Annotated in this window: 12 protein-coding genes; 6 read left to right on the top strand and 6 right to left on the bottom strand. The window is 71.9% G+C overall.

Annotated features, from left to right (window positions below; translation table 11 throughout):
- Positions 1-11: 11 nt before the first annotated feature.
- Positions 12-2,045, bottom strand: a complete 2,034-nt coding sequence (locus FXF50_RS05940) for a glycosyl hydrolase family 28-related protein (RefSeq protein ID WP_148426181.1) — start codon at positions 2,043-2,045, stop codon at positions 12-14.
- Positions 2,046-2,298: 253 nt separating this feature from the next.
- On the opposite strand from FXF50_RS05940, the gene FXF50_RS05935 reads away from it, so the two are divergent.
- The 6 genes from FXF50_RS05935 (at position 2,299) to FXF50_RS05910 (ending at position 11,694) form a co-directional block, all read left to right on the top strand.
- Positions 2,299-3,300, top strand: a complete 1,002-nt coding sequence (locus FXF50_RS05935; protein WP_370464081.1) for a LacI family DNA-binding transcriptional regulator — start codon at positions 2,299-2,301, stop codon at positions 3,298-3,300.
- Positions 3,301-3,637: 337 nt separating this feature from the next.
- On the top strand, positions 3,638-5,017 hold the full coding sequence (locus FXF50_RS05930) for an ABC transporter substrate-binding protein (protein ID WP_148426179.1): 1,380 nt from the start codon (positions 3,638-3,640) through the stop codon (positions 5,015-5,017).
- An 84-nt stretch (positions 5,018-5,101) separates the two neighbouring features.
- Positions 5,102-6,058, top strand: a complete 957-nt coding sequence (locus FXF50_RS05925; protein WP_148426178.1) for a carbohydrate ABC transporter permease — start codon at positions 5,102-5,104, stop codon at positions 6,056-6,058.
- Between the two features lie 12 nt (positions 6,059-6,070).
- Entirely contained in the window at positions 6,071-6,958 is an 888-nt protein-coding gene (locus FXF50_RS05920; protein ID WP_148426177.1) for a carbohydrate ABC transporter permease, read from the top strand.
- Positions 6,959-7,073: 115 nt separating this feature from the next.
- Positions 7,074-8,699 carry a glycoside hydrolase family 13 protein gene (locus FXF50_RS05915; RefSeq protein ID WP_148426176.1) on the top strand — a complete coding sequence of 542 codons (1,626 nt, stop codon included), beginning with the start codon at positions 7,074-7,076 and terminating at the stop codon, positions 8,697-8,699.
- Between the two features lie 118 nt (positions 8,700-8,817).
- A complete protein-coding gene (locus tag FXF50_RS05910) occupies positions 8,818-11,694 on the top strand; it encodes a discoidin domain-containing protein (RefSeq protein ID WP_148426175.1) in 2,877 nt (958 codons plus the stop codon).
- A 159-nt stretch (positions 11,695-11,853) separates the two neighbouring features.
- Here the strand turns inward: FXF50_RS05910 and FXF50_RS05905 are convergent, their stop codons facing one another.
- The 5 genes from FXF50_RS05905 to FXF50_RS05885 form a co-directional block, all read right to left on the bottom strand.
- Positions 11,854-12,912, bottom strand: coding sequence for an SRPBCC domain-containing protein (locus tag FXF50_RS05905; protein WP_148426174.1), 1,059 nt, complete (start codon positions 12,910-12,912; stop codon positions 11,854-11,856).
- Between the two features lie 49 nt (positions 12,913-12,961).
- The gene (locus tag FXF50_RS05900; RefSeq protein ID WP_148426173.1) at positions 12,962-14,293 is read right to left on the bottom strand and encodes a low temperature requirement protein A; all 1,332 of its coding nucleotides are present in this window, start codon (positions 14,291-14,293) and stop codon (positions 12,962-12,964) included.
- A gap of 66 nt (positions 14,294-14,359) precedes the next feature.
- Entirely contained in the window at positions 14,360-14,986 is a 627-nt protein-coding gene (locus FXF50_RS05895; protein WP_148426172.1) for an N-acetyltransferase, read from the bottom strand.
- A gap of 28 nt (positions 14,987-15,014) precedes the next feature.
- The gene (locus FXF50_RS05890; RefSeq protein WP_148426171.1) at positions 15,015-15,377 is read right to left on the bottom strand and encodes an MmcQ/YjbR family DNA-binding protein; all 363 of its coding nucleotides are present in this window, start codon (positions 15,375-15,377) and stop codon (positions 15,015-15,017) included.
- Positions 15,378-15,407: 30 nt separating this feature from the next.
- On the bottom strand, positions 15,408-15,998 hold the full coding sequence (locus tag FXF50_RS05885) for a TetR/AcrR family transcriptional regulator (RefSeq protein ID WP_148426170.1): 591 nt from the start codon (positions 15,996-15,998) through the stop codon (positions 15,408-15,410).
- Positions 15,999-16,082: the final 84 nt, after the last annotated feature.

Below are 16,082 nucleotides of genomic sequence, written 5' to 3'. Positions count from 1 at the left end.
AACGGATCAGGTCACCACGGTGACGGGGGCGGCGGGGGCACCACGGGCGGGCGGTCGTCGCAGGTGATGGTGTTCGGCAGCAGCCAGGGGGCGAGCCAGCCGTCGTTGCCGCCGAGGTCGGCGAGGCCGAACTCCGACCCGGCCGGGGTGAAGTGGAACGACCCGCAGTTGTTCACGCCGACCGCGCCGACGTTGCGCGCGTCCACGTCGGCGAAGGACGCCGAGCCGGCGGTCCGGGCGCTCACCACCGAGGTGCCGGTACCGTCGACCCGGATGTCCCGGAAGTGTACGTCGCTGATGGACACCGCGTCCTTCACCGGCCAGTCGCTGACCAGCATGATCGCGTTGTAGGTGTTGTCGAGGTAGCTGTCGCCGACCACCTGGATGTCGGCGTCGATGCTGCGGTCCAGCGCGTAGAACCAGATGGCGCCGAGACCGATGTTCCAGTTCAGGTCGTACGTGCCGGCCCGGACCGTGGTGTTGCCGGTGATCCGGAGGTGGCCGGTGAACGGTTCGGCGCCGAACCGGGAGCCGACCTGGATGGCGCTGCCCTCGCGGACCGGGTCGGCGATCAGGTTGTGGGAGACGGTGAGGTCGGCGCCGCCGTAGAGGGCGATGCCGTTGGCCAGGACCGGGGACTGCACGGTGTTGTGGTCGAAGGTGTTGTGCGCGTTGGCGGTCGCCTCCGACCACATGGCGAGCGCGTCGTCGCCGGTGTTGCGGATGAAGCTGTTCGAGATGGAGGAGTGGGTGACGCCGGTGTGGAAGTTGAGCCCGTCGGCGATCTGGTCGGCGACGACCGTGTCGGTGACCCGCAGGTCGGTCATCGGGCCGTCGAACCACAGGCCGACCTTGGTGTGGTGCAGGTAGAGCCCGTCCACCGTGGAATGGTTGAGCGCCCCGCCGATGGCGTTGACCTGGTCGGTGTCGATGCGCTCGCGCACGTCGCCCTCGACGGCGAAGCCGGAGAGGTGGACGTCGCTGCTGCCGCCGTCGGCGGCGTCGCGGCCGTAGAAGCCGACGCCGGTGTGCACCGAGCCGTCGGGGGCCGGGGTGTCCAGGGCCACCTCGCGGCCCTTGACGACGGTGTACCAGCTACCGGCGCCCGCGATGGTCACGTCGTCCACGACGATGTGCCGGTTCACCTGGTACGTGCCCGGCGGCAGGTAGAGCGTGCGGTCCACCCGGCGGGCGTACGCGACGGCGCGGTCGAAGGCGTCGGCGGACTCCCGCCGGCCCGTCGGGTCGGCGCCGAAGGCCAGGACGTTCACGGCGTGCGGCAGCACCCGGGGCGGGGCCACCAGGTGGGAGTCCAGCAGGTCGATCACGGTCCACGCCGCGGCTGTGCCGGTCGGCGCGGTCAGCCGGACCACCTCTCCGGCCCGGTGGGTGCGGCCCAGCAGCAGCCGCTGCTCGTCGTAGAAGTGGTGCGGCCGGAACGGCTTGGTGATGGCGGGCGGGGGCGTGGTGGCGGCCGGCACGCAGGAGCACTCGGTGATCCACCAGTCGGGGTGGAGCAGGTCGGCCTCGGGGTCGTTGGTGAACGGGTACTGGTTGTAGAGCCAGGCGTACTGCGAGGTGAGGGTCATGGTGCGGGCCGGGCCGCGCCCGACGGTGACCCGCAGCGGCGCGGTGATCCCGCCGCCGCCGGGCGCGTCGGGGATGCTGTACCGGACGGTGAGCGCGTTGGCCGCCTTCGGGAGGGTGAACTCGACGTACTGGCCGGGGGAGAGGCGGACCGCCCGCCGCCCGGACGCCTCGCCCGCGAGGGTGTAGGCGGCCCGGTCCGGGCCGATGACGGTGCCGGTGGTCCGGGCGTGCTCGGCCTCCTGCTCGACGAAGTCCACGGTGGCGCCCCGGCCGGCGACCAGCGCCGGGTCGAGCCCGGCCCGGGTGACCACGGGGGCCGGGCCGGCGGGACCGGCCGCGAGGGCGGCGCTCCCGGCCGGTACGACCAGCGCGGCGGCGGTGGCCGCCGCGGCGAGGATCCTGGCGATCGGCACGGCCGGGCGCGGGCCCGCCGCGCCTTCCACGCTCCGCTGCATCGGACTACCCACTTTCACCGGGGGACGGGGGAGACGGTGGTCGCGTCGGCGCGGAGGAAGGGCGCGCCGGCCGGAAAGGTGCCTCATGTTATTCCTGGGGTTTGTCGATATTCAAGCGCCTGCTTGTTTGAATCTTGCGTGACCCAGATCGGCCACCGGCCGCGCACGCCGGGACGGCCGGGCGACCGCGCCGGACCGCCGGCCAGCAGGGCCTTGTTCATTTCTTGCAAGAACACGACGTACGATTGCCGCCGTGACGAAACGGTTGACGGAGGTGGCCCGCAAGGCGGGCGTCAGCGAGGCGACCGTGAGCCGGGTGCTCAACGGGCGGGGCGGCGTGTCCGAGTCGACCCGGACCGCGGTGCTGACCGCGCTCGACGTGCTCGGCTACGAGCGCCCGACCAAGCTCCGCGGCGAGCGGGCCCGGCTCGTCGGCCTGGTCCTGCCGGAGCTGCAGAACCCGATCTTCCCGGCGCTCGCCGAGGTGGTGACCGGCTCCCTCGCGCAGCGGGGCTTCACCCCCGCGCTCTGCGCCCGCACCATCGGCGGGGTGTCCGAGTCGGACTACGTCGAGATGCTCCTCGACCACCAGGTCTCCGGCGTGATCTTCGCGGGCGGGTCGTACGCCCTGGCCGACGCCACCCACGAGCACTACCGCCGGCTCACGGACCGGGGCCTGCCCGTGGTGCTGGTCAACGCGGGCGTCGACGAGCTGGGCTTCCCCCGCGTCTCCACCGACGACGCGGTGGCGGTCGAGCAGGCGTACGGGCACCTGCGCTCGCTCGGGCACGAGCGGATCGGCATGGTGCTCGGCCCGGAGGGGCACGTCCCGTCCCGGCGCAAGCGGGACGCCATGATCCAGGTCGCGGGCTGGACCGACGACACCGGGTACGTCGAGCGGTCCAGCTTCTCCATGGAGGGGGCGCGGGTCGCGGCGACCAAGCTGGTCGAGCGGGGCGTCACCGGCATCATCTGCGCCAGCGACGTGCTGGCACTGGGCACCATCCGGGCCGCGCGGCGCCTCGGCCGCGCCGTGCCGACCGACGTCTCGGTGGTCGGCTTCGACGACTCCGCGTTCATGACCTGCACCGACCCGCCGTTGACCACCGTTCGGCAGCCGATCGAGACGATGGGCCAGGCCGCGGTGGACCTGCTGGTCACCCAGATCGAGGGGGCCGGCGTGCTGCACGACGAGCTGCTGTTCGAGCCCGAGCTCGTAGTCCGCGGCTCCACCGCGCCCGCGCCCCACCGCTGACCGCCTCGCCGGACGCCTCCGGCACTCCACCGCCTCCCTGACCAGCGCACGACGCTCCGGCCGTCGACCGCCCACCCGCGGTCGGCGGCCGTTTCGTCGTTGCCGGCGGAGGTGGCTCCGAAAGGGACGAAAGCCGAAAGCCGGACCCGGCTCCTCCCGCTGACTGCATCTGTCGTAACAAAGTCGTGTTCTTTCATCACGTGATCGAAACCTTGCCGCAATGAGTCCACCTCGCTACAGTGACTCCACTCACACCTGGCCCTGACGTCAGGCGGTGACGTTCACGGCAGATCAAGCGAACGCCATGGATGCCCCCGTTCCCCGAAGGGATGGACAGATGTCCGTACCGCAGTACCGGAAGGCTGCGGCGATAGCGCTCGTGGCCGGCCTGGGGCTCAGCCTCGCGGCTTGCTCCACGAAGAGCGACGACGCGGCGAAGGACGCCAGCGGCAAGGTCACCATCACCGTCGACTGCCAGCCGGTCGGCTCTCAGAAAGAGCTGCTGAAGAACTGGAACGACGACGTCGCCGAGTTCCAGCGGCAGAACCCGAACATCGTCATCAAGAGCGTCAGCGTCGGCGAGCAGTGCAACAACCCGCCGGACTTCACGGCCCGCCTCGCCGGCGGCACCGTGACCGACGTGTTCTACGGGTACATGACCGATCTCCAGCAGGTGCTCGACTCCGGTCAGGCCGTGGACATCACGGAGTACGCCACCAAGGACACGATCCCGACCTGGGACAGTGTCGACCCGGCGCTCAAGAGGGTCTTCACCGACGGCGGCAAGCTCTACGCCGTCCCGGTGAAGAACTACTCGATGGGCCTGGTCTACAACAAGGTCCTGTTCCAGCGGGCGGGCCTCGACGTGAACAACCCGCCCAAGACGTGGGCGGAGGTCCGCGAGGCGGCCAAGAAGATCTCCGCGCTGGGCAACGGCATCGCCGGCTACTCGGAGTACAGCGCCGGCAACACCGGCGGCTGGCACTTCACCTCCCTGCTCTACTCCCAGGGCGGCCAGGTGCTCAGCGAGGACGGCAAGAAGGCCGACTTCAACAACGCCATGGGCAGGCAGGTCCTCCAGAACCTCAAGGACATGCGGTACGGCGACAACAGCATGGGCAGCCGCCAGCTGCTCCAATGGGGCGACCTGCTGACCAACGCCGGCGCGGGCAAGGTCGGCATGTTCATCGGCGCCCCGGACGCCACCCAGGCGATCGTGAGCCAGTTCCAGGGCAAGTTCCAGGACTGGGCCATGGGCCCGCTGCCCGGCCAGGACGGCCCGGCGAAGGCGACGCTCGGTGGCGGTGAGGGCTACTTCTTCAAGAAGGGCCTCACCCCCGAGCAGGTGAAGGCCGGTCTGAAGTGGATCGCTTACCAGAAGTTGACGCCGGGCAGGGGCCAGTTCGACTACGTCCGGGCCAAGCCGCAGAACTACCCGGTGGGTCTGCCCCAGCCGCTGCTGTTCGCCAATGGCAGCGACGCGCAGAAGCAGGAGCTGGAGCTGCGTAAGGCCAACGCGAACGTGGACACCGCGAACTTCGCGGTCTTCGAGGCGAACCCGGTGCCGATCAAGGGCGAGCCCCGCAACGCGCAGGCCATCTACGCGGTGCTCGACGCCGCGATGTCCGGGGTCCTCACGAACCCGAACGCGAACATCGACGCGCTGCTCAAGACGGCCGAGGACAAGGTCAACCAGCTGCTGGCCGCCGGCAGCTGACCCGGCGCGGGTGGGGGCCGGCACCCCCGGCCCCCACCCTCCGCCCGCACACCGTCCGGCCACCGACCTTCCGCAGGAGACGCCTTGGCCATCACCACCGTCCCGGGTACCGCGAGACAGGCGGGTCGCCCCGGGCCGCCGTACCCGTCACCGCGCCGGCGTGCGGGCCTCGGCCGCAAGGTGCGGGACAACCTCACCGGGCACGCGTTCCTGATCGGGGCGGTCCTCTGCTTCGCCGTCTTCTCCTGGTACCCGATGGTGCGCGGCATCGTGATGAGCTTCCAGCGCACCCGCCGGGGCGAGACGACCTGGGTCGGCTGGGACAACTACGCCCGCATCATCGACGACCCCAGCTTCTGGACCGCCTGGCAGAACACGTTCTACTTCACGGCCCTCGCGCTCGTCCTCGGGTACGCGGTGCCGTTCTTCGTGGCGATCCTGCTCAACGAGTTCCGCCACGCCAAGGGCTACCTGCGGATCCTGGTCTACCTGCCGGTGATGCTGCCGCCGGCCTCGGCGCTGTTCCTCTTCAAGTTCTACGCGTACGACCCCAGCGAGGCGGGGCTGTTCAACGCGATCCTCACGGCGCTGCACCTGCCCACGTCGGAGTGGATGCAGTCACCCGGGATGACCATGCCCGCCATGGTGCTGGCGTCGACCTGGATGAACATGGGCAGCGCCGTGCTGATCTACCTGGCCGCGTTGCAGAACATCCCCGGCGAGCTGTACGAGGCGGCCGAACTCGACGGCGCCGGGATCTGGGGGCGGATCCGGCACGTGACCATCCCGCAGACCCGGCTGATCCTCGCGCTGCTGGCGATGCTCCAGATCGTCGCCACCATGCAGCTCTTCATCGAGCCGCTGATCCTCGCCAACGGCGCGGGCACTGGGGACTCGGCGACCTCGGTGGCGTACCTCATCTATCAGCACGGCTTCTTCCAGAACGACCTCAACGGCGCCGCCGCGCTCGGCGTGATCATGCTCGTGGTGCTGGCCGGCTTCTCCGCCGTCTACGTGCGGCTGACCGCGAAACAGGACTAGGACGGACCAGGAATGGCACAGGACTCCGGGACCCGGACCCTCATCTCCCAGGCCCAGCTCACCCGCGGGCGCGGCAGGGTCGTCTACTGGACGCTGCTCGCCGTCGTCGTGGTGGGGTTCACGCTCGTCTTCATCGGGCCGCTCTACTGGATGGTCACCGGCGCGCTCAAGTCCGGCCAGGAGATCGCGCAGACCCCGCCGTCGCTGTTCCCGAAGAATCCCCAGCCGCAGAACTACGTCGACGCCTGGACCAACCTCAACCTCGCCAAGCTGCTGTTCAACACGTTCTACTACGCGACCGGCGCGGTCCTGTTCCAACTGGTCCTCGACACGGCGGCGGCGTACTCCCTGTCGAAGCTGCGGCCCGTGTTCGGCAACGCGATCCTCGGCCTGATGCTGGCCACGCTCATGATCCCGGCGATGGTCCTCATCGTCCCGCAGTACGTGACCGTGATCGACCTGCCGATCCTGCACCTCAACCTGCTCGACTCGCCGTTCGCCATCTGGCTGCCGCTGGTCGCGAACGCGTTCAACATCTTCCTGCTGAAACGGTTCTTCGACTCCATCCCGGCGGACCTCATGGCGGCGGCCCTCGTGGACGGGGCCACCCCGCTGCGTACCCTCTGGTCGATCATCCTGCCGATGTCGCGACCCATCCTCGGCGTGGTCTCGATCTTCGCGGTGACGGCGGTCTGGAAGGACTTCCTCTGGCCGAAGCTGGTCATGCCGTCGCCCGAGACCCGGACGGTCAGCGTCGGCATCTACGCCTTCTCCGGTGGCACACCCATGAACGTGGTGATCGCCGCCTCGGTCATCGCCGCGATACCGACCGTCGTCATCTTCCTGATCTTCCAGCGGAACATCATGTCGGGCCTGACCACCGGAAGCCTCAAGGGCTGACCGCACCGGCACACCATCGGCGACACCTCCCGCGGCGAACGACGACCGTTCGCCCGACCCCCAACATCCAGGTCCGGCGAACCCGCCGACGTACCGACGCAGAAAGCAGGTGCTCGTGTCCACACCAGACAGCGGTCCGTGGTGGCGTGGAGCGGTGATCTACCAGGTGTACCCGCGGAGCTTCGCCGACGGCGGTGGCGACGGCGTCGGCGACATCGCCGGCATCCGGTCCCGGCTGCCCTACCTGTCCGAGCTCGGCATCGACGCGATCTGGTTCAGCCCCTGGTACCCCTCACCGATGGCCGACGCCGGCTACGACGTGGCCGACTACCGCGACATCGACCCGGTCTTCGGCACCCTCGCCGAGGCGGAGGCGCTGATCAGCGAGGCGCACGCGCTGGGCATCCGCACCATCGTCGACGTGGTGCCGAACCACTGCTCCGACGAGCACCCCTGGTTCCGGGCGGCCCTCGCCGGCGGGCCGGACGCGCCCGAGCGGGAGCTGTTCTGGTTCCGCCCCGGCCGCGGACCCGGCGGCGACCAGCGGCCCACCGACTGGGTCGGCGAGTTCGGCGGCCCCACGTGGACCCGGACCGTCAACCCGGACGGCACCCCCGGCGACTGGTACCTGCACCTGTTCGCCCCCGAGCAGCCGGACTTCAACTGGGACCACCCCCGGGTGCGTGCCGAGTTCGAGGACATCCTGCGGTTCTGGTTCGACCGCGGGGTGGACGGCATCCGGATCGACTCGGCCGGGCTGCTGGTCAAGGACGGGACACTGCCCGAGGCCCTGCCGGACCGGCCGCACCCCTTCCGCGACCTCGACGGGGTGCACGAGATCTACCGCGACTGGCGGCGGGTCGCTGACTCCTACCCGGGCGACCGGGCCCTGATCGGTGAGGTGTGGCTGCCGGACCGGCAGCGGTTCGCGAACTACCTGCGCCCGGACGAGCTGCACGCCGCCTTCAACTTCGACTTCCTGGGCTGCGCCTGGGACGCCACGGCGCTGCGCGAGAGCATCGACGGGACGCTGAGCGCGCACGCGCCGGTCGGCGCGCCCGCCACCTGGGTGCTGTCCAACCACGACGTCACCCGGCACGTCACCCGCTACGGCCGGGCGGACACCCGGTTCAGCTTCGCCGCCAAACGTGAGGGCGTCCCCACCGACCTGGAGCTCGGCACCCGCCGGGCGCGGGCCGCCGCCCTGCTGTCCCTGGCGCTGCCCGGCGCCGCGTACGTCTACCAGGGAGAGGAGTTGGGGCTCTGGGAGGTCGAGGACATCCCGTACGAGCTGCGCCAGGACCCGATGTGGGAACGGTCCGGCCGGGTCGACCCCGGCCGGGACGGCTGCCGGGTGCCGCTGCCCTGGGCCGGTGACGCCCCGCCGTTCGGGTTCAGCCCCGACGGCGCGGCGGCCGCGCCGTGGCTGCCCCAGCCGGCCGACTGGAAGGACCGCACGGTCCGCGCCCAGACCGGCGACCCGCACTCGATGCTGGAGCTCTACCGGGCGGCCATCGCGATCCGCCGGGCCGAGGCCGCGCTCGGCGACGGCGGGCTCACCTGGCTGCCCGCCCCCGACCAGGTGCTCGCCTTCGCCCGCGATCCCGGCTTCATCTGTCTGGTCAACCTCTCCGCGGCCGCCGTGCCGCTGCCCGCGCACGAGCGGCTGTTGCTGTCCAGCGGACCGCTCGACGACGACCGGCTGCCGCCGGACACCGCGGTCTGGCTGCGGACCCGCTGACCCGTCCCCGGTGTCGGCGGCCCGTCCCGGCCGCCGGCGCCGCCGAGGAGGAAGGAGGAGCGGAAACACCGCACCGCACGGGGGACCTGGCCATCCGACGAAAGGGAGCGCACCCCTCATGGCCGATCACACCACCCCGCACCACCCGCGCCGCCGCCGGCTCCGCGCGGGGCTGGCCGCCCTCGCCGGCGCCGCGCTGGCCGCCACCTCCGTCACCGTCGTGGCGCTCACCACCACCGCCACCCCGGCCCGGGCCGCCGGGCTGTCCCCGTTCGACATCGCGGGCCGCGGCGCGACCGTGCCCTTCGTCGAGCAGGAGGCGGAGAAGGCCGCCCATACCGGCACCCGGATCGGCCCCGACCGGCGCTACGGCACCCTCCCGTCGGAGGCGTCCGGCCGGGAGGCGGTCACCCTCGACGCCGTCGGGGAGTACGTCGAGTTCACCCTCACGGCGCCGGCCAACGCGGTCACCTTCCGGTACAGCCTGCCGGACAGCGCCGCCGGCACCGGCCGGGACGCCAGCATCGACCTGCGTGCCGGCGGCGCCCTGGTCAGGTCGGTCCCGGTGACCTCCCGGTACGGCTGGTACTACGGCGGCTACCCGTTCAACAACAACCCCGGTGACACCAACCCGCACCACTTCTACGAGGAGACCCGCACCCTGTTCGGCACGACGTACCCGGCCGGCACGAAGATCCGCCTCCAGGTGTCCTCGACCGCGCAGTCACCCACGTTCACCATCGACCTGGCCGACTTCGAGCTGGTCGGCGACCAGATCGCCAAGCCCGCGGGCGTGCTGGACGTGGTCACCGACTTCGGCGCCGACCCCACGGGCGCCACCGACTCGACGGCGAAGTTCCAGGCCGCCGTGGACGCCGGCCGGGCCCAGGGGAAGGCGGTCTGGATCCCCGCCGGCACCTTCACGCTCTGGGACCACGTGGTGGTCGACGGGGTGACCCTGCGCGGCGCCGGGCCCTGGTACTCGGTGCTCGGCGGCCGGCACCCCACCGACCGCAAGCGGGCCGCCGGCATCTACGGCAAGTACGTGCCCGGCGGCGGCTACGGCGGCGAGATCCGGCCGCACGAGGCCGGCGGGCCCAGCCGCAACGTCACCCTGCGGGACTTCGCCATCATCGGCGACATCCGCGAGCGGGTGGACGAGGACCAGGTCAACGCCCTGGGCGGGGCCATGTCGAACTCGGTGGTGGACAACCTCTGGTTGCAGCACACCAAGGTCGGCGCCTGGATGGACGGCCCCATGGACAGCTTCACCATCCGCAACAGCCGGATCCTCGACCAGACCGCCGACGGGGTGAACTTCCACTGGGGTGTCACCAACTCCACGGTGACCAACACGTTCGTCCGCAACACCGGCGACGACGGCCTGGCCATGTGGGCGCAGAGCGTGCCGAACGTCAACAACGCCTTCACCTTCAACACCGTCGGCGTCACCATCCTGGCGAACAACCTGGTCACCTACGGCGGCCGGGACATCCGGATCACCGACAACGTCACCGCCGACTCGGTCACCAACGGCGGCGGCATCCACGTGGCCAACCGCTATCCCGGCGTGAACGGCCCGACCGCCGTCGCCGGCACGATCACCGTCGCCCGCAACACCCTGATCCGCAACGGCAACTCCGACTACAACTGGCGGTTCGGCGTCGGCGCGCTCTGGTTCTCCGCGCTCAACGAGCCGATCCAGGGCGCCACCGTCAACGTCACCGACACCGACATCCTGGACAGCTCCTACGCGGCGCTGCACTGGATCGAGGGGCAGACCAGCGGGATCAACCTGAACAACGTGCGCATCGACGGCGCGGGCACCTTCGCGCTCCAGGTGCAGGCGCCCAGCCAGGTCAGCTTCACCGGCGTCCGGGCCAGCGGCATCGCCCAGGCCAACCCCATGTACAACTGCGTCGGCAGCGGCTTCCAGATCACCCAGGGCGCCGGCAACTCCGGCTGGTACTCGGCCAGCCCGTACTGCGGGCCCTGGCCCGAGCCGCAGTGGGGCAACGGCCCGTCCACCCCGCCCACCCCGACGCCGACCGGCCCGACGCCCAGCCCGACGCCGAGCCCGACCCCGACCACCCCGCCGCCGTCCGGCGGCAACCTCGCTCTAGGCCAACCGGCCACCGCATCGAGCAGCACCCAGACGTACGCGGCGGCGAACGCCGTGGACGGCAACGCCGGCACCTACTGGGAGAGCGCCAACAACGCGTTCCCGCAGACGCTGACCGTGGACCTCGGGTCGGCGCGCACCGTCGACCGGGTGGTGGTCAAGCTGCCGGCGGCCTGGGAGCGGCGTACCCAGACGCTGTCCGTGCTCGGCTCCACCGACGGGTCCACCTGGACCACGCTGAAGGCGTCGGCCGGCTACACCTTCGACCCGGCCACCGGCAACACCGTGACGATCCCGCTGACGGCGGGGGAGCGGCGGCACCTGCGGCTCAGCGTCACCGGCAACACCGGCTGGCCGGCCGGCCAGGCCGCCGAGTTCGAGGTGTACGGCGGCAGCACCACCACGCCGCCGCCGACCACCACGCCTCCCCCGACCACCACCCCGCCGCCGCCGACCGGCAACCTGGCCGCCGGGCGGCCGGTCACCGAGACCAGCCACGCCGACGTGTACGGCGCGGCCAACGCGGTCGACGGCAACGCCGGCAGCTACTGGGAGAGCGCCAACAACGCCTTCCCGCAGTCGCTCACCGTGGACCTCGGCGCGACGTACCCGGTGTCCCGGGTCGTGCTGAAGCTGCCGCCGTCCTCGGCGTGGCAGACCCGCACCCAGACGCTGTCGGTGCTCGGCTCCGCCGACGGCTCGACCTGGACCACGGTGAAGCCCTCGGCCGGCTACACGTTCGATCCGGCCACCGGCAACACCGCCACCGTCACCTTCCCGTCCGCCGGCCGCCGCTACCTGCGGCTGGCCTTCACCGGCAACACCGGCTGGCCCGCCGGCCAGCTCGGCGAGTTCGAGGTGTACGCCACCTGACCGCCCCGGGGTCCCCGCGGCGCGGCGGGGACCCCGTCCACCCCCACCACACCACCTCTCCACGTCCCGGAAGGAGGTGTCCCTCCACCATCAACCGCAACTGACCCTCGGGTCAGCGGGCCGTCGGGGAGGACACGCCTCCCGGCGGCCCGTCGCCGGTCACAGCCCGGCGCAGGCCGCACCGTCGACCGTGCAGCCCTCCGGTCCCGTGGCCGTCAGGTCGGGATCCCGCACGTCGAACCGGATGGTGGCCGACCCGCCCGCCGGCACGGCAGCGCCCGTGAAGGTGACCACCGCACCGTCCTGCTTCGCCTGGGCCCCGTTGACGGTGCCGACGGTGGCGCCGTCGCCGAGCGTGACGGTCACCGTCCAGCCCGACCGCGCCGCCGGACCGGGATTGCTCAGCACCACCTGGCCCCGGTAGCCGAAGACCCGGTCGGAGACGGTCTCGTAGCTGGCGGTCAGCGGAGCGGCCGGCGACGGGCTCGGGCTCGGCGTCCGGGTGGGGGAGGCCGACGGGGTCGGGTCCGGTGCGACGCTGCGGCGGGTGGCCGACGGCGTGGCCCGCGACGGCGTCGCCTTCGGCGACCCGCTGGTCGTCGACGGCACCACGAGCGGCGCCGGCGGCGGCGGGGCGGCCGGCGCCGTCGGCGCGGGCCGGGTGGCCCACACCGTGACCCCGGCGGCCGCCCCGAGCACCACCAGCACCGCGGCCACGAGCAGCGCCCGGCGGCGACCGCCCCGGCGGCGTGCGTCACCGAGCAGCCCGACCACCGGCAACTCGGCGGTCAGCCCGCCCTCGGCGCGGCGCAGGTCGACCTGCTGGAACGCGATCCAGTCGAGGATCGCCGGGAGCCGGCCGGTCACCGCTGCCTGGTGCTGCTCGGCGCGCCGATCGGCGTCCCAGTCGCCCTCCTCCAGCACCTCCCGCACGGACAGCCGGGAACTGTGGCCGGTGGCGACGATGTCGCAGGCCAGGCGGGTGCTCCGATCCGCCTCGCGGCAGCGCAGCACCAGCCGTTCCGGCGCGCGCAGCTCGACCACCTCCACCTCGGTGTCGGCGTCGTACCCGGGCAGCCCCGAGGTCCGCAGCAGCGTCCGCTCACCCAGCGACTCGCTTCCGGCGAACCACTTGGCGAGCAGCTCCTGTTCCGTCAGCGCCCGCCAGATCCGTGCCGGCGGGTGGAACAGGTCGACCTCGGTGGCGATCTCGATCACGCGGAGACTCTAAGGGTCGCCGGTCTCCCCATGTCGGACGGGCGAGCGGCTACTCCTCGGGCCGCTCCGGGCCGCCGTTGTGCCAGCGGGCCCGGAACGCCGCCTCACTGGCCTCGTGGCTGGCCTTCTCCTCGTAGACGGCCCGGCGCAGCGCGGTGCGGGCGTCCGCCATCATCACCAGCTCCGCCGCGACGAGCGCGATGCAGATCGCGGTGAGCAGCCCGAGCGCGGCGAGCGCCGGCAGGTGCCGGCCGACTGGCAGCACGGCGGCGAGCGCCACGAGGGTGGCGACCCGGGTCCACGACACGGTCCGCAGGGTGCGCAGCTGGAACGCCATGTCCGCGGCGAGATAGAGCAGCACGCCGGCGAAGAGCAGTGGCACCGCCGGGCCGTGGGCCCGCTCGGCCACCCCGCCGGCCGGGTCGGTGATGGTCCGGACCAGCTCCTCCGCGCCGAGCGCGAACAGGATCACCCCGGCGATCATGGGCAGGTAGAGATAGGCGTACGCGTCTCGGGCCATCGCCACCCGCGGGCGGCCCTCGGCGGCGTGCAGCGCGATCCGGGCGGCCGGACCGATCATGTCGAAGTGCACCCACCAGAGTGCCGCCGTGAACAGGATGCCGAAGATCGCCGCTGGGATGGCCGGCCAGGTCACCGGCTTGCCGATCAGGTTGCCGCCGACGCCGACGGAGATGACCGACTCGCCCAGCGCGATGATCAGGATGAGGTCGTAGCGCTCGGTCCAGTGCTCCGCGGAGGTGATCTGCCAGCCGTCGGTGCCGGCCAGCAGGCCGCTGGCGTACTGGATGATCACGACGGCGATCCAGAGCCCGTCGCGCAGCCAGAGCCCGAGGTCGGGGTCATCGATCTGGGGCGGGAGCACCGCCGCGACCAGCAGGAGGCAGGTCGTGACCAGCACCTCGGGGATGAACTTCCAGAGCGTGCGCCGGGCCGGCGGGTCGTCCCGGGTGGCGTACGCGTACAGCGAGATGTGCACGGCGCGGATCACCATGTAGCTGACGGTGACCAGGATCGGCCCGGCAGTGCCCTCCTTGAGGGTGCCGAAGGTCTGCGGCAGCGCCAGCGCGAAGGTGAAGAGCGCCACCATGCCGATCACCATGAGCGCCGGCACGAAGCCCTCGCCCAGCCGGAGCCGGGTGGCCACCGCGCTGTGCACCACCCAGCACCACCAGAGCACGGCGAGCACGAGCATGGCGTGCAGCAGTTCCCGCGGGGTCACGTTCGCGGCGGTGGCCCGGGTGATGATGAAGAACGACACCACGAAGACGAGGTCGAAGAAGACCTCGAACTTGTCCACCCGGGCGGCCGGCGCGACCGGTACGGCGGGCCCCAGCCCCTTGCCCCACCCGTCGCGGCCCACCGACCGAGTCTGTCAGCGGCGGGTCGGCCCCCGGGGCGGAATCGACCGGCATCCCGACCGGCCTCGTCAGGTGGTGGACCGGCCCAGGTAGGTGAGCGGACCCGGGTCCGGCACCGGGATCACGTGGAAGCCCAGCCGGTCGTAGAAGCCGCGGGCGCGGACGTTCGCGGTGACCATGCCGACGTGCAGCGCGGGCGCGCCGGCCCGGGCGGCGGCGGCCAGGAACCTCTCCAGCAGCTGCCGGCCGTGGCCGCGCCCCTGGTGGCTGGGGAGCAGGTCGATGTGCAGGTGGGCCGGGTAGGCGGCCAGCTCCGGCACCAGCATCCGCTCGGGGTGGTGGTGCAGGGCGATCATCTCCTCGTCGGGGGTGCGTGGGTCGCCGGACGGCTCGGGGTAGCGGTGTGCCAGCCGGGGGATCCAGACGCGCCGGTAGGCGCGGACGAAGGCGGGGGTGTCGGCGGTGCCCACCACGTAGCCGACCACCCGGCCGCCGTCGGCCAGCACGAACGCCAGATCCGGTTCGAGGTGCACGTAGGGGCCGGCGAAGAGGTCGGGCATGAGGTCGTCGGAGGCGTACCTCCCGCGGGCGTCGCCGCCGGCGTCGGCGGTGCGGACGCAGATGTCGTAGACCGCGTCGTGGTCGGCGGGCCGGTACGGCCGCACGGCCGCCGTGGATGTCGTGGTGCCGCTCATGCCGGGACCGTACGGCGTGGTACCGCTCTCACCGAAGCCCTGGCGGCCCGGGTTCACCCAGCCGCTGGCGGGCCAGGAACTTCGGCACCACCATCCGCCACGCCTCGCCGACCAGCTCGGTCATCTGGTCGTGGTCGAGCCGCTCCAGGTGGCAGCAGACCCAGTTGAACCGCAGGTCGGAGGGGCGGGGGAGGAAGAACAGGGCCGGCTCGGCGGCGATCAGCCCGTCGCGCTGCTCCTTGGGGTAGCCGAAGCCCATGGTCTGCTCGTCGCGGCTGAACGCGACGTAGACGATCGCGCCCACCCGGAACTTGATCCGGTCGTGGATCAGGTGCTCGGTGGTGCGGGGGAGCGTGCGGGCCAGGGCGCGGACCTCGTCGACGGTGACCACACCGAGGACGCTAGCGCCACCCTCCGACAGTCAGCCGGCCGCCGGGGTGGCGTGGGCGAGCGCGGTCCGGAGCGTGCCGGTGAGCGGCTGGTCCGGCGCCTCGATCCACTGCTGGACGGCGACCCGCAGCGTCGCCAGGAAGGTCGCGGCGAGGATCCGGGCGCGCAACGCCGCGTCGGCGCCGGTGAGCCGGCGGCCGATCTCCCCGGCCAGCTCCCGCTCGATCGCCGTGTACGCGGCCACCTGGTGCGCCACCAGGCCCGGGTTGCCGTGCAACCGGCGGCGCCGGGCGAGCCAGGACTCGGCGGTCTCGCCGTACATCTCGTCGGCCTGGCGCAGCGCCGCCCGGCTCAGCGCCGCCCACGGGGTCAGGTCGGCGGGTTGCTCGGCGATCAGGTCCAGCAGGCGGCGCAGCCGCATGGTGTCGCCGTGGAAGAGCGCCTCCTCCTTGCTGGAGAAGTAGTTGGAGAACGTGCGCCGGGACACGTTGGCGGCGTCGGCGATCGCCTCGATGGTGACCCGGTCCGGCCCCTGCTCGGCGGCGAGGCGCAGGGCCGCCTCGTGCAGGGCGAGGCGGGTCGCCGCCTTCTTCCGCTCCCGCAGCCCGGTGGCCTCCTCCATGGCTGCCAGCGTACGTGATCCGTTTCTCAATGAGCAAACTTGCCTACTGCGCAAGATTCGCGAATGATTGCTTGAGGCAACCAA

Source organism: Micromonospora sp. AP08, from assembly GCF_008085935.1.
Classification (GTDB): Bacteria; Actinomycetota; Actinomycetes; order Mycobacteriales; family Micromonosporaceae; genus Micromonospora; species Micromonospora chersina.
This window is presented reverse-complemented; position numbering and strand designations above follow the sequence as displayed.